The sequence below is a fragment of the Streptoverticillium reticulum genome (assembly GCF_047456005.1).
Classification (GTDB): Bacteria; Actinomycetota; Actinomycetes; order Streptomycetales; family Streptomycetaceae; genus Streptomyces; species Streptomyces reticulum.
Genome location: NZ_CP179755.1, coordinates 4,211,590 through 4,237,013 on the forward strand (window position 1 = coordinate 4,211,590; position 25,424 = coordinate 4,237,013).

Consider the following 25,424-nt stretch of genomic DNA (forward strand, 5'->3'; position numbering starts at 1 on the left):
GCCGTGCAACGACTGCAGAAACGTGCCTGTCAACAGTGAAATGCGCCCCCCTGCCGAAGGACCGGACGAGCCCTACTATCGGCTCGCCATGACAGCAGCAGGGAAGCACCAGGTGAGCCGGGCGGAAACCTCCCGCAGGAGCAGTCGGCAGGGACGGGCGGGCATCCGCGACGTCGCCGCCGCCGCCGGGGTTTCGATCACGACCGTCTCGGACGCGCTCAACGGCAAGGGCCGGCTACCGGACGCGACCCGCCGCCATGTCCGCGAGGTCGCCGACCGACTGGGCTATCGCCCGTCGGCGGCGGCCCGCACCCTCCGCACGGGCAAGTCGGGCCTCATCGGCCTGACCGTCACCACGTACGGGGATGAACCTTTCACCTTCACCGAGTTCGCCTATTTCGCGGAGATGGCCAGAGCCGCCACCTCGGCCGCCCTGGCCCGCGGCTACGCCCTCGTCATCCTCCCGGCGACCTCCCGGCACGACGTGTGGTCCAACGTGGCCCTCGACGGCACCGTCGTCGTGGACCCCTCCGACCACGACCCCGTCGTCTCCGACCTGGTCCGCCAGGGCATCCCGGTGGTCTCCGACGGCCGGCCCGCCGGCACCCTGCCCGTCACCGCCTGGGTCGACAACGACCACGAGGCCGCGGTCCTGGGCATCCTCGACCACCTCGCCGCCGCCGGGGCGCGCCGGATCGGCCTGCTCACCGGCACCACGACGGACACCTACACCCGGCTGTCCACCACCGCGTACCTGCGCTGGTGCGAACGCATCGGCCAGGACCCGGTCTACGAGGAGTACCCCGCGCACGACCCCTGCGCCGGAGCCGTCGCCGCCGACCGGCTGCTCGCCCGGCCGGACCGGCCCGACGCGGTGTACGGGCTCTTCGACCCCAACGGCACCGACCTGCTGGCCGCGGCCCGCCGCTACGGCCTGCGCGTACCGGACGACCTGCTGCTCGTCTGCTGCAGCGAGTCCACCGTCTACGCCACCACCGAGCCGCCCATCACGACGCTGTCGCTCAAGCCGCGGCGGATCGGTACCGCCGTCGTCCAGCTGCTGATCGACGCCATCGAGGGGCTCGACACGGGACGGCCGGTGGAACAGGTCATACCCACCGAGCTGATCGTGCGTACGTCCTCCGAGCGGCGCCCGCCGCGCACCACCGTCAGCGCCCCGCGCGGCCCGGCCACGACCTGACCGGCCCCGGCACACCGGCCGACACCCCGGCGTCACCCGTGTGACCTGCACCGACCCGCCCGGCCCGCGTCAACCGCGGGCATCCCGCGTCCGGCCCACGGGGCATCGCCCCATCCGGCACGACACAGCCGTCCCCACCCCCTGCGGACCGGCGCGAACGGCTCATTTAACGGAGCATTTGGGGAGAAAATCCCGGCGATCCCGGTGGAGCTCCCCGATTCACAGCCCCTGGTGCGTCACAAGCCGCGACGGTCATTCCTATGATGGGCGCACGACACCGCGGACCGCCGTCGACCAGGCAAGGTCCACAAGGGTGCAGGCGGCGCGATGGTGGAGGGGTCGATGACTCAGGGGGCCGGTCAGGGACCTGCGGCACGGACCACGGCGGCGATGCCGCCTTTCCCCGGGTACGCCGCTCCCCCGCCCATGCCCGGGTACGACCACGCCGGGGAGCCGGCCGAGGTACCGGTCCACCCCCACTACGCCGCGCACGAGGGCTTCCCCCCGCACGCGGCCGAGTACCCCGACTACCCCGAGGGCTACACCCCGACCGCCCGCGACCTCCCGGTCATCGTCCGCAGCCCGGCCCCCGGCACCGTGCCGCCGCAGGACGTGCCGACCGTCGAGCTGACGCCCCTCACCGCCCCGCAGCAGCTCCCCCAGCAGCCCGTGCCCACCGGCCCGGGCCCGCTGTACGTCGTCGGCGACGTCCACGGCTACCTGGACGAGCTGCACGACGCGCTGTACGCACAGGGGCTCATCGACGAGCAGGGCCACTGGTCGGCGGGCAACACCCGGCTGTGGTTCCTGGGCGACTTCACCGACCGCGGCCCGGACGGCGTCGGCGTGATCGACCTGGTCATGCGGCTCTCCGCGGAGGCGGCGGCGGCCGGCGGCTACTGCAAGGCCCTCATGGGCAACCACGAGCTGCTGCTCATCGGCGCCAAGCGGTTCGCCGACACGCCCGTCAACTCGGGTGCGGGAACGGCCTCCTTCCAGGCGGCCTGGCTGCTCAACGGCGGCCAGCGCACCGACATGGAGCGCCTGGAGGACCACCACCTGCAGTGGATGGCCCGCCTCGACGCGATCGCCGAGGAGGACGGGCACCTGCTCGTCCACTCCGACACCACCGCGTACCTCGACTTCGGCGACTCCATCGAGGCCGTCAACGACGCCGTCACCGAGGCGCTGCAGCGCAACGACCCGGACGAGTGCTGGGACCTGTTCCGCAAGTTCACCAAGCGGTTCGCCTTCCGCGACGACGAGGCGGGCCCGTCGGCCGTGCGGGAGCTGCTGCAGACCTACGGCGGCCGCCGCATCGTGCACGGCCACAGCCCGATCCCCTATCTGCTGGGCGAGGTCGGCGGGGAGGACCCGGACGAGCAGGACGGCGCGCCGCTCATCGAGGGTCCGCATCTGTACGCGGACGGACTGGCGCTCGCCATGGACGGCGGGGTCACGATGGCCGGAAAGCTGCTGGTGGTGCAACTTCCGCTGGCCGGCTGAGGGTTCGGCGGCGGCGTCCACGGGCACATGAGAGTTCCACCGCCGCGGGGTAATTCGGGAAACCCGCTGTCACCCCGCGCCGGTGCGGCTCTACCATCGGCTTATCCGTAGCAGGCTCTCCTCCGTTTCCGCCCACTGCCGGCAACAGGCCGGCTATCAGGCCCTACGGAGCATCGGGGGATGCACATGAACAGCGTTCCGCACCTGCTTGCCGAGGACCGCCCGGAATTCGAGCGGATCCTCGACCAGGCACTGCGTACCGCGGACCATGACCCGGAACTCAATGCCCTGGCCGCCGCGACAGGGCGGCGGCTCACCGCCGAACAGCTGCGCACGATGGCCGTCGGCGCCATGACCGCCATCTCCGCCTGCGCCATGGCGGAATACGAGGACCTCATAGAAGCGCGCCGGGCGCTGCGCGAGCGGGCCCCGTCCGGCCGGCCGCAGCCCGTCGCCGCCGGTGCCGCCGCGGGCGGGGATGCGCCGCCCGCCGGGCCTCCCGAGGAGGACCCCGGCGCAGGAGCCATAGCGGTGCTGGCCGTGCTGGCTCCGGTGCTCGCGGGGACCGCCGCGATCCTGTTCCTGGCGATCGGCTACGTGATGCGCACGGTCGGCTCGGACGTCCCGGTCGCGGACTCGATGATCACGATCGGCTGGTGGTTCGGCGGCCTCACCGCCGTCGGCGTGCTCGTCGCGACGGCGGGCATCCTGCTCACTGCCCTGCGCAACGGGGCGCCCCCGGAGGACGACGGCCGCCGGAGCGAGCTGTACGAAGCGGCCGACCGGGCCCGGAAGGCATGGCGCGAGGCACTGTTGGAGCGGGGCATCAGGCCGTTCCTGAGAGAGGCCCAGGCCAACGCCTCGGCGCCGGCGACCCGTTCGCCGTCCGTCCCCTCGGCCCGCAACGGCCACGGCCGGACCCCCCATCTCGGCTACTCCCGCCCCGGCTTCACCAGCCCCGACGAGGATCACACCGCCCCCACGCGCCCCCGCTTCACCAGCCCGGATTTCACCAGCCCCGATTTCGGGGGGCCGGATCACCGGCCGGAGTGAACAAGCGGAAGAGCTCCGCGAAAAATCGTATCGCCGCGAAGCGACGCGGCACAGGTGTCCCGGGGAAAGGGGCCCGGCCGTCAAGGCCTCTACCCCGCACACCCGTCCGGACGTTCCGCTTGCTCTCCTCCGCACCGGATCCGTTCCGGCCCTGGTCCGGCCCTGGTCCGGTCTATTCCGCGATCGGCAGGTACACCCGGTTGCCGGCCTCTGCGAACTCCCGCGATTTCTGGGCCATTCCGGCCTCGGGGTCGACGGCGAGGTCGTCGCCGTGTGCCCGCCGGATGTCCTGCGAAATCTTCATGCTGCAGAACTTCGGCCCGCACATCGAGCAGAAGTGCGCCGTCTTGGCGGGCTCCGCCGGCAGCGTCTCGTCGTGGAAGGCGCGTGCCGTGTCGGGGTCGAGGGCCAGGTTGAACTGGTCCTCCCAGCGGAACTCGAAGCGCGCGTCCGACAGTGCGTCGTCCCACGCCTGCGCGCCCGGGTGGCCCTTGGCGAGATCGGCCGCATGGGCGGCGATCTTGTACGTGATGACGCCGGTCTTGACGTCGTCCCGGTCCGGCAGGCCCAGGTGCTCCTTGGGCGTGACGTAGCAGAGCATGGCCGTGCCCCACCAGGCGATCATCGCGGCGCCGATGCCCGAGGTGATGTGGTCGTACCCGGGCGCGACGTCGGTCGTCAGGGGGCCGAGCGTGTAGAAGGGGGCCTCCTCGCAGATCTCCTGCTGGAGGTCGATGTTCTCCTTGATCTTGTGCATCGGGACGTGGCCCGGGCCCTCGATCATCGTCTGGACGTTGTGCCGCTTGGCGATCGTGTTGAGCTCGCCGAGAGTCCTGAGCTCGGCGAACTGCGCCTCGTCGTTGGCGTCGGCGATCGAACCCGGACGCAGGCCGTCGCCCAGCGAGTAGGTCACGTCGTAGGACGCGAGGATCTCGCAGAGTTCCTCGAAGTTCTCGTAGAGGAACGACTCCTTGTGGTGCGCGAGGCACCACGCGGCCATGATCGAGCCGCCGCGCGAGACGATGCCGGTCTTGCGGCGGGCCGTCAGCGGGACGTACCGCAGCAGCACGCCCGCGTGGACGGTCATGTAGTCGACGCCCTGCTCGGCCTGCTCGACGACCGTGTCCTTGTAAATCTCCCAGGTGAGTTCCTCGGCCTTGCCGTCGACCTTCTCCAGGGCCTGGTACAGCGGCACGGTGCCGATCGGCACGGGGGAGTTGCGCAGCACCCACTCGCGGGTGGTGTGGATGTTGCGGCCGGTGGAGAGGTCCATGACGGTGTCGGCGCCCCAGCGGGTCGCCCAGGTCATCTTCTCCACCTCCTCCTCGATGGAGGAGGTGACGGCCGAGTTGCCGATGTTGGCGTTGACCTTCACCAGGAACTTCTTGCCGATGATCATCGGCTCGATCTCGGGGTGGTTGACGTTCGCCGGGAGGACGGCCCGGCCGGCCGCGATCTCCTCGCGGACGGTCTCCGGGGAGACGCCCTCCCGGAGGGCTACGTACTCCATCTCCTCGGTGATCTCGCCGCGTCGGGCGTACGCGAGCTGCGTCACCGCCTGGCCGCCCCGGCCCCGGCGGGGCTGGCGCGGACGGCCCGGGAAGACCGCGTCGAGGTTGCGCAGGCCGCCGCGGGGCGAGGTGTGCTTGATGCCGTCGTCCTCCGGGCGCACCGGGCGCCCGGCGTACTCCTCGGTGTCACCGCGGCCGATGATCCAGTTCTCGCGCAGCGGCGTCAGGCCGCGCCGGACGTCCGTCGTGACCGACGGATCGGTGTACGGGCCGGAGGTGTCGTACAGGGTGACGTCCTGCCCGTTGGTGAGATGCACCCGCCGCACCGGGACCCTGAGGTCCGGTCGCGAGCCGGTCACGTGGTCCTTGTGCCAGCCGAGCTCCCGGCCGTTTTCGGACGTGCGTGCAGCATCCTGCGAGGTCATGTGACCAGAACTCCCTACGCCGGCATTACCCGGTAACAGGTTCGGCGGTCGGCGCAGCGGTTTCCGTACGGACATCGATTCCCGTACGGCGATCAGCGCCCTCTCAGCCCGGTGCTCCGAGCTCCCGCGATTGCAAAGGTGCCACCACGCTAGCGCCTCCCCGGGCCGCAGGGCCAGGGGGGCTTGCGATGATCGGGCGGTGACCCCCACCGAGCGTACGCACCACCATGCCCCCCACGCCCACGGCCATGCGCACAGCCATGGTCCGGCCAAGCCCGTCTCCGCCCACCTGCGCAAGGTGATCGCGGCCGTCCTCGTCCCGTTCGCCGCCGCCGTGGTGGCCGGAATGGTGATCCTCTGGCCGGGCAGCGCGCCGCCGCACCAGCACAGCGGGCTGGGACTCGACCAGCAGACCGAGTCGGGACGGGTGGTGAAGATCGAGGAGGTGGACTGTGCCAAGGTCGGCGCGCAGCCGCAGCAGCAACAGCAGTCACCGCAGGGCGGCGCGCCCGTCACCGGGCCGTGCGAACAGGCGACGATCGAGGTCGGCTCGGGCCCCGACAAGGGCGTGACGTTCACCGAGATCGTGCAGCCCAGCGCCTCCCGCCGCTACACGGTCGGCGAGGGCGTGGTGCTGGCCTACGCGCCCAAGGCCCCCGAGAACCTGCGGTATTCGGTGACGGACGTGGACCGCAACGTCCCGATGGTGCTGCTGGCCGCGGTGTTCGCCGTGGCGGTCGTGGCGATCGGCCGGCTGCGCGGCGTCTTCGCCCTGGTGGCGCTGGTGATCAGCTTCGGCGTGCTGACGATGTTCATCCTCCCCGCGATCCTCCAGGGTTCGGATCCGCTGCTGGTCGCGGTGATAGGCGGCAGCGCGATCATGCTGATCGCGCTCTACATGTGCCACGGCCTCAACGCCCGTACGTCCGTGGCCGTTCTGGGCACGCTCACCTCCCTGCTGCTCATCGGTCTGCTGGGCGCCGGCTTCATCGGCTGGGCGCATCTGACGGGCAACACGGACGACACGACGGGCCTGGTGCACGGCCTGTATCCGCACATCGAGATCCAGGGCCTGCTGCTCGCCGGGATCATCATCGGCTCGCTGGGCGTGCTCGACGACGTCACGGTGACCCAGACGTCGGCCGTGTGGGAGCTGAAGGAGGCTGATCCCAAGGCGAATTGGCGGAAGCTGTACGCGTCGGCCATGCGCATCGGCCGGGACCACATCGCGTCGGTGGTCAACACGCTGGTCATGGCGTACGCGGGGGCGTCGCTGCCGTTGCTGCTGCTGTTCTCGATCGCGGACAGCGGGGTGGGGAGGGTCGCGACGAGCGAGATCGTCGCGGAGGAGATCGTCCGCACGCTCGTGGGCAGCATCGGTCTGGTGGCCTCGGTGCCGGTGACGACCTTCCTGGCCGCGCTCGTTGTCAGTGCCGACCGGCACAATACGAGCAAGGGTTCCAAGAGGGGGTCCAAGGGGGGCTCCAGGACCGCGAAGAGCGGCGGCAGGCGGCGCCGCGCGAAGTGACGGGCCCGCGGGGGCGGGCCGGAAAGCGGGGGGGCGTCGGTGGTCGGGGAGTTGGGCAGAGTGACGGGGGCGGTCGGCCCGGGCCTGGTCGGCGAGGTGATGGTGCACGTGCGGGGCGGTGCCGAGGCCTTCCTGGCGTATCCGGCGGAGCCGGACGAGCGCATCGAGCGGGGGACGATGGTGCTGATCGTGGAGTACCAGCCGCCGCGCACGGTGTACGTCGCACGGGCGTATTCCTGACGGGCGGCCGTGTCGACACGCATCTCCCTGGCCGGAACGGATGGGTGAGGTGTCGGCGTCTTCGCCAGGGGGCACATCCGGGAGCAGACTGCATGATCACAGGGCCCCGCCGGGGCCGCAAAAGGGGGAATGACGCATGCTCATCGGCGTCGTGGCGGGGGTCGTCCTCGTCGCCATAGCCGTCCTCGTAGGGCTGTTCAAGCTCATGTGGCGCGTTGCCGAGCCCAACGAGGCACTCATCATCTCCGGGTCCAAGCACCGCGTGGAGGGCCTGGAGGAAGGTCTGGGCTTCCGGATCGTCACCGGGCGGGGGACACTCGTCCTGCCCGGGGTACAGGCGGTGCGCAAGCTGTCCCTCGATCTCAACGAGGCCGATCTCCACGTGGATTGCGTGACGCGGCAGGGCATCCCGCTCAAGGTGCACGGCGTGGTGATCTTCAAGGTCGGCGACGACTTCGTGTCCATAGCCAACGCCGCCCGCCGCTTCCTCGACCAGCAGAAGCACATGAGCGAGCGCGTGCACAACGTGTTCGCGGGCCATCTGCGGTCCATCGTCGGCGGGTTGACCGTGGAGGACATGATCCGCGACCGCGAGCGGCTGACGGGCGAGACCCGGGCCGCCTCGGGCACGGAGATGGAGAAGCTGGGCCTGATCATCGACTCCCTGCAGATCCACGAGATCCAGGACCCCACGGGCTACATCAAGAACCTGGCCGCGCCGCACGCGGCCGCCGTCCAGCGCGATGCGCGCATCGCCCAGGCCGAGGCGGACCGGCTGGCCACCGAGGCCGAACAGCAGGCCGCCGCGCGGATGTCGGAGGCCACGCGCGACAGCGAGATCCTGCAGGCGGGGTACCAGGCCGAGCGGGACAGCGCGGCCGCCAAGGCCCGGCAGGCGGGCCCGCTGTCCGAGGCCGCGGCGCGGCAGGAGGTCGTGGTCCAGGAGACCCGGGTCGCGGAGCTCGCGGCCAAGCAGCGCGAGCAGCAGCTCCAGGCGGACGTGCGCAAGCCCGCGGACGCCGCCGCGTACGAGAAGCGGACGCTGGCGGAGGCGGAGCGCGACGCCCGCATCTCCGCCGCGGAGGCCAGGGCCCGGGAGACGGAGCTGGCGGCCGCGGCCGAGGCGACCCGGGTGAAGGCGGCCGCCGCGGCCGAGGCGGAGGCCACCAGGACGCGCGGCGAGGCCGCCGCCGCGGCCACCCGTGCGACGGGTGAGGCCGAGGCCGCCGCGACGCAGGCCAAGGGGCTGGCGACGGCCGAGGCGGCCAAGGCGCACGGTCTGGCCGAGGCCGAGGCGATCAAGGCCCGGGCCGAGGCGCTGGCGCAGAACCAGGAGGCGGTCGTCGCCCAGCAACTGGCCGAGAACTGGCCGGAGATCGTCCAGGCCGGCGCCCAGGCCTTCGGGAACGTGGACCACATGGTCCTGCTCAACGGGGCGGACGGGATGTCCGAGATGTTCGCCAAGGCGCTGACGATGGGCGGTACGGGCCTGGGGCTGGCCCGCCAGCTGCTGGCGTCCGTGGGCAACGGCCCGGGCCGGGAGCCGGGCGCGGACGGTGTGCACACCCCGGGTGCGGGCGTCGGCGGGGACGGCCGGAGCGCGGGGCCGCGCAGCGAGCCGGTGCCGCTCGACGGGCCCGTGGGGAACGGTCCGGACACGTCCGGTGCACCGGAAGGGACCGGCGCCGCCGGATCCGCCGGGGCTGCTGGAGAAGGTGCCGGGGAGGAGTCCTCCGCGGAGACGGCGGAGGGGGCTGTGGCGGGGACGGCCGGATAAGCGGCCGGAGTCGGCCGGGGACGGCCGGGGAGTCCGTCGGGAAGGGGCCGCCACGGCGGCCGGAGGGGCCGTCGCGGGCGCCGGGCACGGCTGCGGTGCGGCGGCGGCCCGGGGGCCGCTAACCGGCGTTCTGCCCTTCCGGGTTGCCGGCGAGGATGCTGTCGAGCGCCGCGGCGAGCTCGTGGTCGAAGTCCGCGACGGAGCGCTCCTCGCCCAGCGGTGCAATGCGGTCGGTGCGGTCGAGGAAGGCCACCAGCGGCGCCGCCCCCGCCCGGAACAGGGCTCCCTCTCCGCCCACTTGCAGCCGGATGAAGACGTCCGACAGGTGCTGGGCGGAGGCGGGGGCGATGTGCACGTCGCCCTCGCCGGAGGGCTGGCTCAGCCCGTCGAGCAGCAACTCCCGGGCGAAGGCCCAGGTCACGGGGGCGTCGCCGGGGAGGTGGAAGGTGAACTTCACCGCGTACGGATCACTGCTGTCGTAGTCCAGCTCCACCGGGATCCGGAAGGACAGCTCCTCGGAGACGAGGAAAGTCATGATCACTTCTGCCTGAACTGTGTCGCGCATCGCCCAATGCCCCGTCTTCGTCGGTTTGGCCGGGATTGGATCCTCATGGCCCTCTAATGACGCCATAGTCTGACAACAACGTCCCGTGGATCACAAGGAGTGATTTTTCAGTTACCGATAGAGACCGAGAGGGAGCTTACGAGCTCTCCGACTCTGGAGCGTAGCGACTCGACTACGGGGCGGAGTCGTTCCGCGGGATTCGGCGGCACGGAACAGCAGAGAACCGGCCAAAGTGACCGGCGCTCACAGGGCGGTGAACAGGCCGGTCACGGGGGCGGAAGGCGAGAACGTCGGGGCAGGTGGCCGGGGGCCGGGGCAGGGGCGTACTGCTGTCGTCCGCACACGGGTTGGAGCCGTGGAGACGGTCACAAGGCACCGAACGCTAATCAGAATGGGGTATTTCAGACAGGCCGGTATTCCCGGGCGATGTCCCTCGCCCGGGTTACCGCCCTCTACCAATCGCCCTTGGACGACGAGGACGACGTGAACTTCTTGACGACGAAGATGAGGCCGCCGACGAGGGCGACGAGCAGCAGCGCCTTGAAGAGCAGGCTGACGACAAAGCCGAGCACGCTCATGATCAGGCTGCCGAACACCACGAGCACCAGGACCGGCACGGCGACCCACGTCACCCACCAGGGCAGTCCTGCGAATATCCCCTTCTCGGCCATGACGTCCTCTGCTTCCCGCTCCACGCGTCTTCACGCGTCGCTGTCGTGTCGCCGGCCGGGAGATCCCGGCCCGCTTCGGTACTTCGATGCTAGGCCGGGCACACGGCCGGGTGGAGGTCCCACAGCCCCCGTCCGCCCCTGAGCGACCCCCTACGGGATACCGGGGTTCCGGGGCCGTCCGTCTCAGGGAAACGGCCCGGGCTCAGCTCTCCGGGGGCGAGAAGACGACCAGCACCCGCAGGTCCTCGCTGATGTGGTGGAACCGGTGCTGCGCGCCCGCCGGCACGTACACCACGCTGCCGCGCGCCACCTCGGTCGTCTCCGTGCCCACGGTGATCGCGGCCCGGCCGCTCACCACCACGTACACCTCGTCCTCGGCGTGCGGCCCCTGCGGGTCGGTGTCGCCGGCGTTCAGGGCGTACAGCCCGACGGACATGTTCCGCTCGCGCAGGAACTGCAGATACGCACCCTGGTTCGCCGCCCGCTCCGCGTCCAGTTCGTCGAGCCGGAACGCCTTCATCCTCGCCACCCCTCGCTGTGCCGACGCAGGCCTCCGCATCCTGCCCGCCGGTCTGCAACGATCTCACCATGAAGAACTTCGTAGTCAAGACGATCGCCAACGCGGCAGCCCTGGCAGTGGCCATCTGGCTGCTCAAGGGCATCACGCTGTCCGGCGAGAACACCGCCCGCAAGGCGGTCACCCTGGTCCTCGTCGCGCTCGTCTTCGGCGTGGTCAACTTCATCGTCAAGCCGGTCGTGAAGCTGCTGTCCTTCCCGCTCTTCATCCTCACCCTGGGCCTCATCACGCTGGTCATCAACGCGTTGATGCTGATGCTGACCTCATGGGTGGCGGGAAAGCTGCATCTGGCCTTCCACGTGGACGGCTTCTGGACGGCGCTCGTGGGCGGCGTCATCGTCTCGATCGTGGCGTGGGCGATGCACGTGATCCTGCCCGACGACGAGGACTGAGCGCCGCCGCGCATGCCTGACGGCGGCTCGAGCCTCCCCCCTCTTGGCTCGAGCCGCCCGGTTCTCGTGCACGAAGAACCGTGCGATCCAGGCTAGTTGACTCTGCGTCAGTGTCCAATCACGCTAGCGACACAGACCTATCGACTTATTTATAGTTCCCCCACGATCAGTAGCGGCGAGCCGGGGAGAACCCATGGATCTGGCCCTTCTCCGCACCTTCGTCACCGTGCACCGGGCCGGCTCGTTCACCCGGGCCGCGGCCCTCCTCGGCCTCTCCCAGCCCGCCGTCACCAGCCAGATACGGGCGCTGGAACGGCAGCTCGGCCGCCCCCTCTTCCTCCGGCAGGCCCGCGGGGTCCGCCCCACCACCACCGGCGACGAACTCGCGCACCGCATCGGCCCGCACGTGGACGCGCTGCTGGAGATCACCGAGTCCGGCCCCGACGGCCACTGGACCGGCCGCAGCCTGCACCTGGCCGGTCCCCCCGAGTTCACCGGCCTGCGGGTGCTGCCCGCCCTCGCCCCGCTCGTCGCGCAGGGGCTGACCGTGCGCACGGCGCACGGCACGGCCGAGGAGCTCTTCGACGGACTCGCCGCGGGCCACCACGACCTCGCCGTCACCACCGCGCGCCCGCGCGGCCGGCTGCTGACCGCCACCCCGCTGTGCGACGAGGAGCACGTCCTGGTCGCGGCCCCGCGCTGGGCGGCCCGGCTCGGCGGCGCGGCCGTCGTCCGCGACCAGGGCGCCCGCGCCCTGGAGGACCTGCCGGTGGTCGAGGTCCACGAGAGCCTGCCGTTCGTCTCCCGCTACTGGGCCGCGGTCTTCGACGGCAAGCCCGTCGCCACCGCCACGGTCGTCGTCCCCGACCTGCGCGCCGTGCTGTCCTGCGTCGTCGCCGGAGCCGGCATCGGCGTGCTGCCCCGCTATCTGTGCGGCGACGCCCTCGACACCGGCGAGATCGTGGCCCTGCTGGACCCGCCGGTGCCTCCGCTGCGCACGTACTTCCTGGTCGTCCGGACCGGCTCACCGGCCCATCCGCACCTGGCGAGGGCGCACGAGTGGTTGTTGCGCGCCGCCGTCTCCTGGTGAGGCTGCCGTTTCCCCGCGGGAAGGGGTTTCACCGGGGGTCCGGCGCGGCAGATGTCCCCTATGACCGAACGGCTCGTGGTCAAACGCACCGCCCGCGCCATCCTGCTCGACGGGGATCCCTCCGGGAGCCTCGACATGTTCCTGATCAAGCGGACCAAGCCCGGCGAGGCTCCGTACTGGATCACCCCCGGCGGCGGGGTGGAGCCCGAGGACGCCACGGTGGTCGCCGCCCTCCACCGCGAAGTGTCCGAAGAGCTCGGCGCCAAGGTCACGGACGTGGTCCCGGCCTTCGTCGACACCGTCTCCCACTCCCTGCACCATGCAGCCCACGGCGTGAAGGTGCAGCACTTCTTCGTCTGCCGGCTGGCCTCGATGGACCTCTCCCTGCGGCACGGCCCGGAGGTGGACGAGCCGGTCGGGACGTACGAGGTGGTGCGCATCCCCTTCACCCGCGCCGGCGTCGCCTCCGTGGACCTGGTGCCGCCCTCGCTGCGCGCCTATCTCGGCACGAACATCGAAGGGGTACGGGCCCTGCTCGCGCCCGACCTCGGCTGAGCCCCGTCGCTTGGACCCCGTCGCTAGCTCTTGCCGGCCGCGGCGCCGAAGAAGTCGCCGCCCTTGCGCCGCACGTCGTCCGTGCCCCAGGCACGGCCGTCCTCGTCGGGGCCCCGGGATGCCTTGTACAGCTGCGGAATGTGCTTGGCGCAGTGGACGTACGCCTCCTCGACCGTGACCTCGACCCACACCACGGGCCTGCGGCCCGGCACGCCGTCGGCGGGCAGCTGCGGGTGGGCGGTGCGCAGGACGGCGTCGTCGACGATCCGGGCCCGGCCGTTGACGTGCAGACCGATCCGGTCGTGGAAGAAGTCGATCAGCAGGATGCCGACGCGGGGGTTCTCCTCGATGTTGCCCAGGCTCGCGAGGACGCCGTTGCCCCGGTACTCGGGGTAGGCCAGCGTGCGCTCGTCCAGGACGTGCAGAAAGCCGGGCGGGCCGGCGCGGAAGGTGTTGTCGCACGCACCCCCGGCATCCGCGGTGGCGAGGAAGAACATCTCCTGCCGGGCAACGAACTCCCGCATTCGCGCGTTGAGCCGGTCCAGCGTCTGCTCGGCGTGGAAGCGCTCCGCACGGACCGACGTGCCGAACCGCTGCTGCACCTGCCGTTCACCGTCGCCCACGTCGCCTCACCGTCCGCGCATCGCCGGCTCGTCCAGCTCGTCGTGCCGTATGCGGTGGGACGGTATGCCGATGCCCACCAGGGTGTCCACACTGCTGCGAATCATTTCCGGCGGCCCGGACAGATACGCGTCATAGGCGTGCCACGGCCCGTATTTCCTTACGACGGCGGGGAGTTGTCCGCTCAGACCGCGGGTCGGACCGTCCGAGACCACCGGGCGGACGCAGAGCCAGCGGTGCGCCTTCTGCAGGCGCAGCAGGGTGTCGATGTCGTAGAGGTCGTCGTCGTACCGGGCGCCGTAGAAGACGTCGACCGGGCGGCGGCGGCCGTGCCGGACGACGTCCTCCACCAGAGCCTTGATGGGGGCGATGCCGGTGCCGCCGCCGAGGCAGAGCATTCCGTCGTCGGTGCCGTGGTCCACGGTCATGGAACCGGCCGGCGGGCCGAGGCGGACGACGTCGCCGGGGCGGGCCCGGTGGACCAGGGCATTGGACACCCAGCCGGCCGGAACGGCCTTGACGTGGAAGGAGAGCAAGCCGTCCTCGCGGGGCGCCGAGGAGAAGGAGTAGTGCCGCCACACCCGGGGCCACCAGGGCGTCTCCACGCTCGCGTACTGCCCCGCGAGAAAGGGGTAGGGCTGGTCGGGGCGGAGGGTGAGCACGGCGACGCTGCGGGTGCGGCGCTCGTGGGAGACGATCTCGGCGTGCCACCAGGCCGGGGCCCGCTGCTCGTCCTCGGCGGCTGCATCGATCATGATCTGGGAGATCGCCGTGTAGACCCGCACCCATGCGGCCTCGGCGGCCTCGCTCCAGCTGTCGGGCGCATAGCGGGTGAGCGCACCGATCAGGCACTCGCCGACGGCGGGGTAATGGGCGGGCAGCGTCCCGTACTTGCGGTGTCCGCGGCCGAGCCGGGAGAGGTACGCGGTGAGGGTGGCGGTGTCGTCGGCGTGCTCGGCGGCGGTCAGCAGCGCCTTGAAGAGGCGGTCGCGCTGGACGTCCATCGCCGCCGGGAAGAGATCGCGCAGTGCGGGGTGCCGGACGAAGAGCAGTGCATAGAAATACGACGTGGCCTTGTCGGCCACGGGCTCCATCTCGGCCAGGGTGCGCCGTACGAGAACGGCGTCCGGGGAGGGGGACGGGGCGGGGGCGGCGGCTGGGGCGGCCGCCCCGGGTAACGGCACGGGCGGTGCCGGTAAGGGCTCGGGGCGGGCGGCGTCCGACGGGGCGGGATCGGCCTCGGCCGGGCGCTCGTGCTCCCGGCCGGCCTCCCTTCCGGTCTCCCGTCCGCCGGGAGGGGCGCCCGGGCCGTCCCCGTCGTCACGCTCCCGGGGGCGGCCTTCCGTGCCGTCCCCCGGCGCGAACCAAGTCCATTCACCCGCTGCGCGCGTGGTGCCGTCGTGGGCCGACGGAGTGGCCGGAGCGTTCATCTATGCCTCGCCTCGAACATCCCTCGGGCGGTACCAGTCCGCGCAGCATGCCACCCCGGGCCCCGGCCGCAGTGAATATGCCGTAACTCCCGGCGCATGAAGGAACGTTGCGGCTAGGCTGATCGGTCGGGCAGGCCCATCGGCGCCTCCGGCCCGGGCTCCCCCGCTCCGTGCCCGCTCAGCGCGCGGCGCCGGTCAGCGCGTAGGCCTCGCGCAGGTCCCTCCCCGCGTACGCGTGCGTCGCGATGTCCCGCACGTGGTGATCCGCGTTGACCGCCACCGACACCGGAACGACGGCGAACAGGCTCGCGTCCGACATCGAATCCCCGTACGCCACGCAGTCGGCGCGGCCCAGCCCGTACTCCGCGCAGAGCTCGTCCGCGATCCTCACCTTCGCGGCGGCGTCGAGGATCCCCGACGGGTCCAGGGGCTCCCGGAACGGCACCGCCGGCCAGTGCGACCCGCGGGCCGCGTCCGCGCCCCAGTCCAGGAGCTTCTCCACGAAGAACGACGGCGACAGCGAGATCACCGCGCACCGCTCGCCCCGCGCCCGTATCTCCCCCCACACCTCCTGGATGCCGTCCATCCACGGCGCCGCGTCGAACGCCGCGGCCACCTGTGCCTCGGTGAGCTCCTTCCACAACTCCATGGCGAGTGCGGCGAACTGCGGCGGCGACAGCTCGCCCGCCGCGAACGCACGCTCCAGTTCGCCGATACCGGGCTCCGCTCCGAGCTGCCGGGAGATCTCGACCGCGGCCGCGGAGCCGTGGATCAGCGTGCCGTCGAGATCGAACAAGTGCAGTCTGCTCATGGTCGTCGAGCGTAGGTGCCGCCGTCGGCCGCGGAAACGGGCGCCCCCGCGGCCACCACCCTCGACCCTGAGGTCTCCGACGCCTCCGGCAGCCCCGCCGCCCGTCCGCCGCGCCGCTCCAGCGCCGCGGACACCAGCGCCAGGACCAGCGCGGCCGCGGCCATCAGCGCACCGACCCCGTTGGGCGCGGTGTAGCCGAACCCGGCGGATATGACCAGGCCGCCGAGCCAGGCCGCCATGGCATTGCCCAGGTTGAAGGCGCCGATGTTGACCGCGGAGGCGAGGGTGGGGGCGTCGGCGGTCTGGTCCAGCACCCGCTTCTGCAGCGGGGGCACGGTCGCGAAGCCGAAGGCACCGACGAGCGGCACGGCGACCGCCGCCGCGATCTTGTCGTGCGCGGCCAGGGGCAGCAGCGCGAGCGCGAGCGCGAGCCCTCCGAGAGCGGTGCAGAGCATGGGCATCAGCGCACGGTCGGCGTACCGGCCGCCGACGAGGTTGCCCGCGACCAGGCCGAGGCCGAAGAGCACGAGCAGCCAGGTGACGGACGCCGGGGCGTAGCCCGTGACCTCGGTCATCATCGGGGTGATGTACGTGCTCATCGTGAAGACGCCACCGAAGCCGAGCACGGTCATCGCCATGGCGAGCAGTACCTGGGGGTTGCGGAAGGCGGCCAACTCGCCGCTGATCCTGGTCCGTTCGGGCCGCTCCTGCTCCGGCACGAGGGCCGCTATGCCGAGGACGGCGAGGACGCCGAGCCCGGCGATGGCGAAGAAGGTGACCCGCCAGCCCGCGTTCTGGCCGACCAGCGTGCCCAGCGGCACGCCCACCACGTTGGCGACGGTCAGGCCGGTGAACATCATCGCTATCGCGCCCGCCTTCTTCTGCGGCGGGACGAGCCCGGCGGCGACGATCGCGCCGATGCCGAAGAACGCGCCGTGCGCGAGCGAGGCGACGATGCGGCCGGCGAGCATCACCCCGAAGACCGGCGCGGCGGCGGAGAGCGCGTTGCCCGCGATGAACAGCACCATCAGGGCCATCAGCATCCGCTTGCGCGGCACCCGGCTTCCGACGATGGCGAGGACGGGCGCCCCGACGACCACGCCGAGGGCGTAGCCGGTGGTCAGGAAGCCGGCGGTGGGGATCGAGACGCCGAAGTCCGCCGCGACCTCGGGCAGCAGGCCGGAGGTCACGAACTCGGTCGTGCCGATGCCGAAGGCGCCTATGGCGAGCGCCAGCAGAGCGAGAGGCATGAGAGGGGTCTTTCGGATCAGGCAGGACACAGGACAGCGGAACAGAGGAACGGAGGGACAGCGGACAGGGCAGGAAAAGACCAGGAAGGACAGGAAGGACAGGGCATCGACATACTTGTCATCGCCCCTTTCCCGCGTCCACAATAATTGCAGACGCGGGCTATATGCAAGCGCTGGCTATTGCTCGGGAGGGCTACCCTGGTCCCTGACGGGCACGGCACCGCGCGCACGACCGAAGGAGGGCCCCATGTCCCGCACCCCGGACCCCGCTCTGGGCGGCCTGGCGCAGGGCTGGTGCGCCCTCTCGGCCCTGCACAGCCGGATCGAGGCGCACATAGAGCGGGCCCTCCAGGCCCATCACGAGCTGAGCGTGCGCGAGTTCTCCGTCCTGGACGTGCTCAGCCGCCAGCACGACGGCGAGGGCGGCCACCTGCGGATGAACGAGGTGGCCGACGCGGTCGTGCTCAGCCAGAGCGCCACGACCCGCCTGGTCAACCGCCTGGAGGACCGCGGCCTGCTGACGCGCTACCTGTGCCTGACCGACCGTCGCGGCATCTACACGGACGTCACGGACTCGGGGCGCTCCCTCCTCTCGGAGGCCCGGCCCACGAACGACGCCGCACTGCGCGAGGCGCTCCAGGAGGCCTCCTCGCGTGCGGAGTTGGCACCGCTGGTCGCCGCCGTGGAGTCGCTCGCACCGGCCCGGAAGTGACCATGGTCCCGGCGGCCGCCCGCGCATAGGGTCCGGATCATGAGCGACATCGTGATCCGGCGCGCGACCGCCGACGACATCCCCGCCATCGTGGCCCTCCTCGCCGACGACCCGCTCGGCGCGCAGCGCGAGTCCCCCGGCGACCTGGCCCCCTACCGCACGGCCTTCGAGCGCCTGGCCGGCGACCCGAACCAGCACCTGGTCGTCGCCGAGCGCGACGGCCGCACGATCGGCACCCTCCAGCTCACCGTCATACCGGGGCTCTCCCGCCGCGGCGCGACCCGTTCCGTCGTCGAGGCCGTCCGGGTCCACGCGGACGAGCGCGGCAGCGGCCTGGGCACGCGGCTCGTCGAGTGGGCGGTCGAGGCGTCCCGCCAGGAGGGGTGCCTGCTGGTGCAGCTGACCTCGGACGCCACCCGCGTCGACGCCCACCGCTTCTACGAACGCCTGGGCTTCGAGGCCTCACACCTCGGGTTCAAGTACCACCTCTGACGCCGCCTCCGCCGCGGCTCGGGCCCGCTCCCGGTGCGCCTTCTGGCGGCAGGCGGCGCCGCAGTACCGGGCGGGCCGTCCCGTACGCGCGGCCGCCACGGGGCCGCCACACGCGGCGCACACCGTTTCGTTACGGCCGACCGCAGGGTTTTTCGGCAGTTTCGTCACGCGCCGCCCCGGCCGGAGGCTGTCGCACGCCAGCGCCGTCATCCTGCCCGGCGCCACGCCGGGGCCGCGCCTCTGCTCCATCGACAGACACCCCATGAGCAGGGCCGTCACGTCGTCGATGGTGACGTCCTTCCTTACGGCGTCCGCCTGTTGGGCCCGTACGAGCAGGACGGACAGGGCGGCGCGGAAGTCCTCCTCGACGCCGGGAGAGGGCTCGAAACTGCCCTCCAACGCCTCGCACAGCCCCTTGTTGCGCACGGACAGGCGCACCACGGCCGCCAGGTAGCGGAAGAAGACGACTCCGGGGTCCTCGGCTGCGGCCAACTCCCTTGCAGTGTCCGTGAAAAGCCGCACCCGGTCCGCCACCGTGGCCCTGAACAGGGCTTCTTTGGACGGGAAATGGCGGTACACCGTCCCCGCGCCGACCCCGGCCCGCCGCGCGATCTCCCCCAGCGGCACCGCCAACCCGGCTTCCTCGAAGGCGGATCGGGCCGCCTGGAGGACGAGAGTGCGATTGCGCCGGGCATCGGCCCGGAGCAGCGGAGCGGCCGCCGGAAGCGGTGACGTCTTCCTGCGCTGTGCCATGCGCACGGACCTCCGGGAGCCGGACGACGAAACGGGGTGGGGGTTCCGATTGTATCCAGGCATGTGAGCGAGGGGCCGAGCCGCCATACCGGGGCAGAAAAGAAGAAAGAAGAAGGAACGGCAAAAAGGCCGTCATCAGCACAAAAGCGCTGATGACGGCCCGAAAACCGGCCTCTCGGACGTACTCCCGGACGCCCTCTCGGACGCCCTCTCGGACGTACTCAGCCAGTGATCACCGCGCGGCCACGGCGTCCCAGGCCTTGCCCGCCGCCACCATGGCCTCGTCCGCCCCGGCGACCGTCGCTCCCAGGGCCCGCAGGCCCGCGCCGAGCGCAGCCAGCGAGGCCAGGACGACGCCGCGGTCCGCGGCCGTTCCGTAGTGGTTGACGCGGATCATCTCCTGGGCAAGCGCGCCCCCGGCCCCCTGCACCGGGACCGAGGCGTCCGCCGCCAGGGCCGCCGCCACGATCTCGCGGGCGTCGGTGCCGCCGACGGCCCGCAGCGTGGTGGCGACGGGGGCCGCGTCCTCGTCCCGGACCACGTAGGGCTCCAGGCCGCCGCCCAGGGCCCGTACCCCCGCACGCACGGCCGCAGCCGCCGCCCGGTGCCGGGCCATGACCGCGTCCAGGCCCTCCGCCTCGATCCGGTCCACGGCCTGTTCCAGGGCGAGCATCTCCAACTGGGCGGGGGCGTGCGGCAGTGCCGTGCGCCCGCCGTCGATCCAGCGCTCCTTCCAGTCCAGCAGGGAGAGGTACGAGCGCCGGGGCGCATGCTCATTGGCCGCGATCCGCTCCCACGCGCGGGCGCTGACCGACGCCACCGACACACCCGCCGGCCCCGCCATCGCCTTCTGACCGCCGATGACGCAGAGGTCCACGCCCCACTCGTCGGTGAGCAGCGGCTCGGCGCCCACGGAGGCGACCGCGTCCAGCATCAGCAGCGCACCGTGCTCACGCACGACGGCTCCGATCTCCGCCACGGGGTTGGTGTTGCCCGTGGCCGCCTCGGCGTGGACGAGGCTGACGAAGTCGATAGCAGGGTGCGCGCGCAGCGCCTCCGCGATCCGGTCCGCGGTGACGGCCCCGCTGAAGGGCGCCGACACGGTGACCACCTCGGCGCCGCAGGATCGCAGCCAGCCGCCGAAGGTCTCCCCGTACGGCCCGGTGATGACGTTGAGCGCGGTGCTGCCGGGGCGTACGGCCGAGCGGATGCACGCCTCCAGCGGCAGCAGCGCCTCGCCCTGCATCGTGACGACGGTCTCGCGGGTGCGCATCAGCGCCGCGACCTTGTCCTCGATGCGCGCGAAATGACCTGCGCCCAGGGGCGCGAGGTCGAGCAGGGCCGGTGCGGTGTTCGCAGTCACGGTTGCCAGTGCCTTCCAGGGTCTCGCGCCTCGTCCGGCGCCCGACGATCTCTCCCCGACCCTACGTCCGCGCCGCGGCCCGCGCGGACGGCCGGCCCCCTACCGCCAGCCGCCGGCGTCGACGCCGCCCGGCACGACGTCACCCGGCCCGTAGGGCTCACGGGTGAGGACGAACGTACCGATGTCGAGATGGCTCACCGCTCCGTCGGCGCCCCGTACGACCCGCAGCGTCTCGCCCGCGTAGTACCCGTCGAGGCCCGTCCACGTGCCGTCCTCCTCGGCGCGGAACCGCGCTGCGCGGCCCCCGTTCCCCAGCGGCGACAGGTCCAGGCCGCGCTCCGCGCGCAGCCGCAGGGCGAAGCCGGTGGCGCCCCAGTACCAGGGTCCGGTCAGCTCCAGCAGGGCCGGGTCCACGGCGTCGAGGGGGCGCCAGGGCTCCGGGATCCGCGGCTCGTGCTCGGCGACCGTGGCCACCATCTCCGCGCAGGCGGCGGCCACTTCGAAGCCGGAGGTGAGGTTGGCGAGCAGGACCGCGCCGACGCCGTCCACCGAACTCACCCACAGCGTCGCGATGAAGCCCGGCATCGACCCGGTGTGCCCGGAGAGAAACCGGCCGTCCCGGCGCGCCAGTTGCAACCCGAGACCGTAGCCGCCCGCCCAGTCCGGCCCCTGGGGCGCGGTCTCCGGCACCCGCATCTCCTCCAGGGAGCTCTTCCGCAGCACCCGCTCGTCGCCGTCCAGCAGGAACGCGGCGAAGCGGCCGAGGTCCGCCGCCGTCGACCAGAGCTGTCCGGCGGGCGCCATCCGCCCGGTGTCGGTGAGCGGTTCGGGGAGCAGGACGTCCGCCCAGGGGTGAACGGCCCAGCCCTCGGCGTGCGGTGCCTCGGGGGCGAGCGTCGTGCGGTGCATGCCGAGCGGCTCCAGCACCTCGCGGCGCAGCACGGTGTACCAGCTCTCACCGCGCAGCTGCTCGACCAGGGCGCCCAGGAGGGCGTATCCGGGGTTGGAGTAGTGGTGGGCACGGCCTGGCGCATGGGCCTGGGGGCGCTCGCCGAAGACGTCGCCGAGCCCGGGGCGCAGGCCGCCGTCCGTGCGCTCCCACCACGGGCCCCGCGTCTCCGCCGCGAGCCCGGAGGTGTGCGCCAGGAGCTGGGCGATGGTCGCCTCCCCGGCCTCGGGGGTGTCGAGGTGGCTGCCGAGGCGGTCGTCGAGCCCCAGCAGCCCCTCGTCGCGCAGCCGCAGCACGAGAACGGCCACGAAGGTCTTGGTGATCGAGCCGATCCGGTACTGGGTGTCCGCCCCGGGCACCGCCCCGGCCACACTGCCCCGCCCGGCCGACCACACCGTGCGCCCGTCCCGCACCACCGCCCCCACGAGGGAGGGAGCGCGGCCCTTCGCCTGGGCGACGGCGACCCGGTGCAGCAGGGCACGGCGGGTGGCGGGGAGCAGTTCGGCGGACTCTTCGGGCACGGCAGGTGCGGACGAGACGTTCATGAACGCACCCTAATGAGGCCCGATTTGTGCCGCACACCCGTGCCGCGCGGGCCGGATCAGGTCTGCGCCATGTCCACGAAGCGCGAGTAGTGGCCCTGGAAGGCCACCGTGATGGTGGCCGTGGGGCCGTTACGGTGCTTGCCGACGATGATGTCCGCCTCGCCCGCGCGGGGCGACTCCTTCTCGTACGCGTCCTCGCGGTGGAGCAGGATGACCATGTCGGCGTCCTGCTCGATCGAACCCGATTCACGGAGGTCCGAGACCATCGGCTTCTTGTCCGTGCGCTGCTCGGGACCACGGTTCAGCTGCGACAGCGCAATCACGGGGACCTCGAGCTCCTTGGCGAGGAGCTTGAGGTTACGGGACATGTCCGAGACCTCCTGCTGACGGCTCTCGGGGCGGCGGGCGCCTCCGGACTGCATCAGCTGGAGGTAGTCGATGATGACGAGCTTGAGGTCGCTGCGCTGCTTGAGGCGGCGGCACTTGGCGCGGATCTCCATCATCGACAGGTTCGGCGAGTCGTCGATGAAGAGCGGGGCGGCCGAGACGTCGGGCATCCGGCGGGCCAGGCGCGTCCAGTCGTCGTCCGTCATGGAGCCCGAGCGCATGTGGTGCAGGGCGACCCGGGCCTCGGCCGACAGCAGACGCATCGCGATCTCGTTGCGCCCCATTTCGAGGGAGAAGATCACGCTGGGCAGCCCGTGCTTGATCGAGCAGGCCCGGGCGAAGTCCAGCGCGAGGGTGGACTTACCCATGGCGGGACGGGCGGCGATGACGATCATCTGGCCGGGGTGGAGGCCGTTGGTGAGGGCGTCCAGATCGCTGAAGCCGGTGGGGACGCCGGACATCTGGCCGCTGCGCGAGCCGATGGCCTCGATCTCGTCGAGCGCGCCCTCCATGATGTCGCCGAGGGGGAGGTAGTCCTCGCTGGTGCGCTGCTCGGTGACGGCGTAGATCTCGGCCTGGGCGTTGTTGACGATGTCGTCGACGTCGCCGTCGGCCGCGTATCCCATCTGGGTGATGCGGGTGCCGGCCTCGACCAGGCGGCGCAGCACGGCCCGCTCGTGGACGATCTCGGCGTAGTACTCGGCGTTGGCCGCGGTGGGGACGGACTGCACCAGGGTGTGCAGATAGGCCGCGCCGCCGACGCGGTTGATCTCGCCGCGCTTGGTGAGCTCCGCCGCGACGGTGATCGGGTCGGCGGGCTCGCCCTTGGCGTAGAGGTCGAGGATGGCCTGGTAGACCGTCTCGTGGGCCGGACGGTAGAAGTCGTGGCCCTTGAGGACCTCGACCACGTCGGCGATGGCGTCCTTGGACAGCAGCATGCCGCCGAGGACGGACTGCTCGGCGTCGAGATCCTGCGGGGGGACGCGCTCGAAGCCGGCGCCCTGGGACCAGCCGCCCTCCTCGCCGCCGCGCTCGTGCTGATCGCCGCGGCCGCCGCCCTTGCCCTCGCCACGGCGGGGGCGGGAGACCGGGAGCCGGTCGCCGGGGCCGCTGTCGGCCCAGGGGTCGTCCATGGGCTCGTGAATGCTCACCCTGCCACCTCCTCCCGTCCGCGGGGCGGACCTCACCGTGCCCCCTCATTCCTACGGCACGGCTCCGACAATCAAGACGCCCGACTCCGGCTGTCGCGGGGTCCGGTGCGCGGCCGGAACAGGCGCGGGGCGCCGGTCCACGGTAGGCCCGTCGGCACCGTCAGCCAATCTGGTTATCCACAGGTGGTGTGGATGACGGGCCCCATCCTGTGGAGAACCCCCCGGAACCTGTGCACGGCGCGGGGGAAACCGCTGTGGACAAACACACAATCACCCGCAGCTCACCCTTCTGACCTGCACAGATGCCATCCACCGGCTGTTGAGGAGAAAAACTTCCGCCGTCCGCCGGAGATCGCGACAAACGGCGCAGAGAAGATCACACCCAGCCTCGGTAAGTAAGGGGCGTAGAGTAGGGGGACTACTTACCTGTGGAAGATTGGACAGCGACGGTTTGGACGGCTCCGTAGACGGCTCCATAGACCGCTCCGTAGACGGCCCCATCACCCGGGCCCCCGCGCCCCGCCGGCGCAGCCTCCGCCGGCACGACCGCGAGATCCTCGCCCTCGCCGTGCCCGCCTTCGGGGCGCTCGTCGCCGAACCCCTCTTCGTCATGGCCGACAGCGCGATCGTCGGCCACCTCGGCACCCCCCAGCTGGCCGGTCTCGGCGTCGCCGCAGCCCTGCTCACCAGCGCCGTCAGCGTCTTCGTCTTCCTCGCGTACGCCACCACCGCCGCCGTCGCCCGCCGCGTCGGCGCGGGGGACCTCCCCTCCGCCATCCGGCAGGGCATGGACGGCATCTGGCTGGCCCTGATCCTCGGGGCCGCGGTCACGGCCGCCGTGCTGCTCGCGGCGCCCGCGCTGGCCGGGCTCTTCGGCTCGTCCCCGACCGCGGCCCCCTACGCCGTCACGTACCTGCGCATCAGCGCCCTGGGCATCCCCGCCATGCTGGCCGTCCTCGCCGCCACGGGCGTGCTGCGCGGGCTCCAGGACACCCGGACGCCGCTCTACGTCGCCGTCGGCGGCTTCGCCGCCAATGCCGCCCTCAACGTCGCCCTCGTCTACGGCGCGGGCCTCGGCATCGCCGGCTCCGCCTGGGGCACCGTGATCGCGCAGTGCGCCATGGCCGCCGTCTACCTCACCGTCGTCGTCCGGGGCGCGCGGCGGCACGGCGCCTCGCTGCGGCCCGACGCCGCGGGCATCCGGGCCTGTGCCCGGGCGGGCGTGCCGCTGCTGGTCCGGACGCTCTCGCTGCGGGCCGTGCTGCTGATCGCCACCGCGGTCGCCGCCCGGCTCGGCGACGAGGACATCGCCGCCCACCAGGTCGTGCTGACCCTGTGGAGCCTGCTGGCCTACGCGCTGGACGCGATCGCCATAGCCGGGCAGGCGATCATCGGCCGGTACCTCGGCGCGGACGACCCCGCGGGCGCCCGGGCCGCGTGCCGCCGCATGGTGCAGTGGGGCATCGCCTCGGGCCTGGTGCTGGGGCTGCTGGTGGTGGCCGGGCGGCCGCTGTTCGTCCCGCTGTTCACCTCGGACCCCGCCGTCCGCGACGCGCTGCTGCCCGCCCTGCTCGTGGTGGCCGTGAGCCAGCCGGTGGCGGGAGTGGTGTTCGTCCTGGACGGCGTGCTGATGGGCGCGGGCGACGGCCCGTACCTGGCCTGGGCGATGCTGGCCACCCTCGGCGTCTTCGCCCCCGTCGCGCTGCTGGTGCCGTCGCTGGGCGGCGGCCTCACCGCGCTGTGGTGGGCGATGACGCTGATGATGACGGTCCGCCTGGCCACCCTGTGGCAGCGGGCCCGCTCCGGCCGCTGGATCGTCACGGGAGCGGTGCGCGCGTCCGGCTCGTGACACGGCTCGTGACGTGCCGG

At 72.0% G+C, this 25,424-nt stretch carries 24 protein-coding genes and 1 riboswitch; of the genes, 12 read left to right on the forward strand and 12 right to left on the reverse strand.

Annotation, left to right across the window (positions count from 1 at the left end):
* Positions 1-88 precede the first annotated feature (88 nt).
* From ACMATS_RS19095 to ACMATS_RS19105, 3 genes are all read left to right on the forward strand, one after another.
* A complete protein-coding gene (locus ACMATS_RS19095) occupies positions 89-1,201 on the forward strand; it encodes a LacI family DNA-binding transcriptional regulator (RefSeq protein ID WP_390777231.1) in 1,113 nt (370 codons plus the stop codon).
* 327 nt (positions 1,202-1,528) lie between these two features.
* A complete protein-coding gene (locus ACMATS_RS19100; RefSeq protein ID WP_414168562.1) occupies positions 1,529-2,707 on the forward strand; it encodes a metallophosphoesterase in 1,179 nt (392 codons plus the stop codon).
* Positions 2,708-2,887: 180 nt separating this feature from the next.
* Positions 2,888-3,760 (forward strand): hypothetical protein, encoded by an 873-nt coding sequence (locus ACMATS_RS19105; RefSeq protein ID WP_414168563.1) that lies wholly within the window; start codon positions 2,888-2,890, stop codon positions 3,758-3,760.
* A gap of 172 nt (positions 3,761-3,932) precedes the next feature.
* Here the strand turns inward: ACMATS_RS19105 and thiC are convergent, their stop codons facing one another.
* Positions 3,933-5,696 (reverse strand): phosphomethylpyrimidine synthase ThiC, encoded by a 1,764-nt coding sequence (thiC, locus tag ACMATS_RS19110; protein WP_390777234.1) that lies wholly within the window; start codon positions 5,694-5,696, stop codon positions 3,933-3,935.
* A riboswitch (TPP riboswitch) is annotated at positions 5,691-5,834 on the reverse strand. (Overlaps the previous gene by 6 nt.)
* Positions 5,835-5,895: 61 nt before the next feature.
* On the opposite strand from thiC, the gene ACMATS_RS19115 reads away from it, so the two are divergent.
* The 3 genes from ACMATS_RS19115 to ACMATS_RS19125 all read left to right on the forward strand — a co-directional run bounded on the left by ACMATS_RS19115 (position 5,896) and on the right by ACMATS_RS19125 (position 9,241).
* On the forward strand, positions 5,896-7,224 hold the full coding sequence (locus ACMATS_RS19115; protein ID WP_390777235.1) for a YibE/F family protein: 1,329 nt from the start codon (positions 5,896-5,898) through the stop codon (positions 7,222-7,224).
* A gap of 39 nt (positions 7,225-7,263) precedes the next feature.
* Positions 7,264-7,464, forward strand: coding sequence for a hypothetical protein (locus ACMATS_RS19120; RefSeq protein ID WP_390777236.1), 201 nt, complete (start codon positions 7,264-7,266; stop codon positions 7,462-7,464).
* Between the two features lie 136 nt (positions 7,465-7,600).
* Positions 7,601-9,241 (forward strand): flotillin family protein, encoded by a 1,641-nt coding sequence (locus tag ACMATS_RS19125; RefSeq protein WP_414168564.1) that lies wholly within the window; start codon positions 7,601-7,603, stop codon positions 9,239-9,241.
* A 118-nt stretch (positions 9,242-9,359) separates the two neighbouring features.
* On the opposite strand, the gene ACMATS_RS19130 is transcribed toward ACMATS_RS19125, so the two are convergent.
* From ACMATS_RS19130 to ACMATS_RS19140, 3 genes are all read right to left on the reverse strand, one after another.
* Positions 9,360-9,806, reverse strand: coding sequence for an SsgA family sporulation/cell division regulator (locus ACMATS_RS19130; RefSeq protein ID WP_171078536.1), 447 nt, complete (start codon positions 9,804-9,806; stop codon positions 9,360-9,362).
* Positions 9,807-10,258: 452 nt separating this feature from the next.
* Positions 10,259-10,477: a DUF5326 family protein gene (locus tag ACMATS_RS19135; protein ID WP_390777394.1), complete on the reverse strand. Its 219-nt coding sequence runs from the start codon at positions 10,475-10,477 to the stop codon at positions 10,259-10,261.
* Between the two features lie 202 nt (positions 10,478-10,679).
* Positions 10,680-10,997, reverse strand: a complete 318-nt coding sequence (locus ACMATS_RS19140; protein ID WP_390777238.1) for a cupin domain-containing protein — start codon at positions 10,995-10,997, stop codon at positions 10,680-10,682.
* 68 nt (positions 10,998-11,065) lie between these two features.
* Here ACMATS_RS19140 and ACMATS_RS19145 point away from each other — a divergent pair, with 68 nt between their 5' ends.
* From ACMATS_RS19145 to ACMATS_RS19155, 3 genes are all read left to right on the forward strand, one after another.
* On the forward strand, positions 11,066-11,446 hold the full coding sequence (locus ACMATS_RS19145) for a phage holin family protein (RefSeq protein WP_390777239.1): 381 nt from the start codon (positions 11,066-11,068) through the stop codon (positions 11,444-11,446).
* 193 nt (positions 11,447-11,639) lie between these two features.
* Positions 11,640-12,536: a LysR family transcriptional regulator gene (locus tag ACMATS_RS19150; RefSeq protein WP_390777240.1), complete on the forward strand. Its 897-nt coding sequence runs from the start codon at positions 11,640-11,642 to the stop codon at positions 12,534-12,536.
* A 60-nt stretch (positions 12,537-12,596) separates the two neighbouring features.
* The gene (locus ACMATS_RS19155; protein ID WP_414168565.1) at positions 12,597-13,091 is read left to right on the forward strand and encodes an NUDIX hydrolase; all 495 of its coding nucleotides are present in this window, start codon (positions 12,597-12,599) and stop codon (positions 13,089-13,091) included.
* A gap of 23 nt (positions 13,092-13,114) precedes the next feature.
* Here ACMATS_RS19155 and ACMATS_RS19160 read toward each other — a convergent pair whose 3' ends face one another.
* The 4 genes from ACMATS_RS19160 to ACMATS_RS19175 all read right to left on the reverse strand — a co-directional run bounded on the left by ACMATS_RS19160 (position 13,115) and on the right by ACMATS_RS19175 (position 17,203).
* Positions 13,115-13,714 carry a pyridoxamine 5'-phosphate oxidase family protein gene (locus tag ACMATS_RS19160; RefSeq protein ID WP_414168566.1) on the reverse strand — a complete coding sequence of 200 codons (600 nt, stop codon included), beginning with the start codon at positions 13,712-13,714 and terminating at the stop codon, positions 13,115-13,117.
* A 6-nt stretch (positions 13,715-13,720) separates the two neighbouring features.
* Entirely contained in the window at positions 13,721-15,142 is a 1,422-nt protein-coding gene (locus ACMATS_RS19165; RefSeq protein WP_414168567.1) for a globin domain-containing protein, read from the reverse strand.
* 178 nt (positions 15,143-15,320) lie between these two features.
* Positions 15,321-15,953, reverse strand: a complete 633-nt coding sequence (locus tag ACMATS_RS19170) for an HAD family hydrolase (RefSeq protein WP_414168568.1) — start codon at positions 15,951-15,953, stop codon at positions 15,321-15,323.
* On the reverse strand, positions 15,950-17,203 hold the full coding sequence (locus tag ACMATS_RS19175; RefSeq protein WP_414168569.1) for an MFS transporter: 1,254 nt from the start codon (positions 17,201-17,203) through the stop codon (positions 15,950-15,952). Before ACMATS_RS19175 ends, ACMATS_RS19170 begins: the two co-directional genes overlap by 4 nt.
* Positions 17,204-17,450: 247 nt before the next feature.
* Here ACMATS_RS19175 and ACMATS_RS19180 point away from each other — a divergent pair, with 247 nt between their 5' ends.
* Positions 17,451-17,915, forward strand: coding sequence for a MarR family winged helix-turn-helix transcriptional regulator (locus tag ACMATS_RS19180; protein ID WP_390777246.1), 465 nt, complete (start codon positions 17,451-17,453; stop codon positions 17,913-17,915).
* 39 nt (positions 17,916-17,954) lie between these two features.
* Entirely contained in the window at positions 17,955-18,407 is a 453-nt protein-coding gene (locus tag ACMATS_RS19185; RefSeq protein WP_336410328.1) for a GNAT family N-acetyltransferase, read from the forward strand.
* Here ACMATS_RS19185 and ACMATS_RS19190 read toward each other — a convergent pair.
* From ACMATS_RS19190 to dnaB, 4 genes are all read right to left on the reverse strand, one after another.
* Positions 18,378-19,160 carry a TetR/AcrR family transcriptional regulator gene (locus tag ACMATS_RS19190; RefSeq protein WP_414168570.1) on the reverse strand — a complete coding sequence of 261 codons (783 nt, stop codon included), beginning with the start codon at positions 19,158-19,160 and terminating at the stop codon, positions 18,378-18,380. The genes ACMATS_RS19185 and ACMATS_RS19190 overlap by 30 nt on opposite strands.
* Before the next feature lie 232 nt (positions 19,161-19,392).
* Entirely contained in the window at positions 19,393-20,523 is a 1,131-nt protein-coding gene (locus ACMATS_RS19195; protein WP_414168571.1) for a pyridoxal-phosphate-dependent aminotransferase family protein, read from the reverse strand.
* 99 nt (positions 20,524-20,622) lie between these two features.
* Positions 20,623-22,017, reverse strand: coding sequence for a serine hydrolase domain-containing protein (locus ACMATS_RS19200; RefSeq protein WP_414168572.1), 1,395 nt, complete (start codon positions 22,015-22,017; stop codon positions 20,623-20,625).
* Between the two features lie 56 nt (positions 22,018-22,073).
* A complete protein-coding gene (gene dnaB / locus ACMATS_RS19205) occupies positions 22,074-23,555 on the reverse strand; it encodes a replicative DNA helicase (protein WP_390777250.1) in 1,482 nt (493 codons plus the stop codon).
* A gap of 499 nt (positions 23,556-24,054) precedes the next feature.
* On the opposite strand from dnaB, the gene ACMATS_RS19210 reads away from it, so the two are divergent.
* Complete coding sequence (locus ACMATS_RS19210; RefSeq protein WP_390777395.1) at positions 24,055-25,404, forward strand: MATE family efflux transporter; 1,350 nt, start codon at positions 24,055-24,057, stop codon at positions 25,402-25,404.
* Positions 25,405-25,424: the final 20 nt, after the last annotated feature.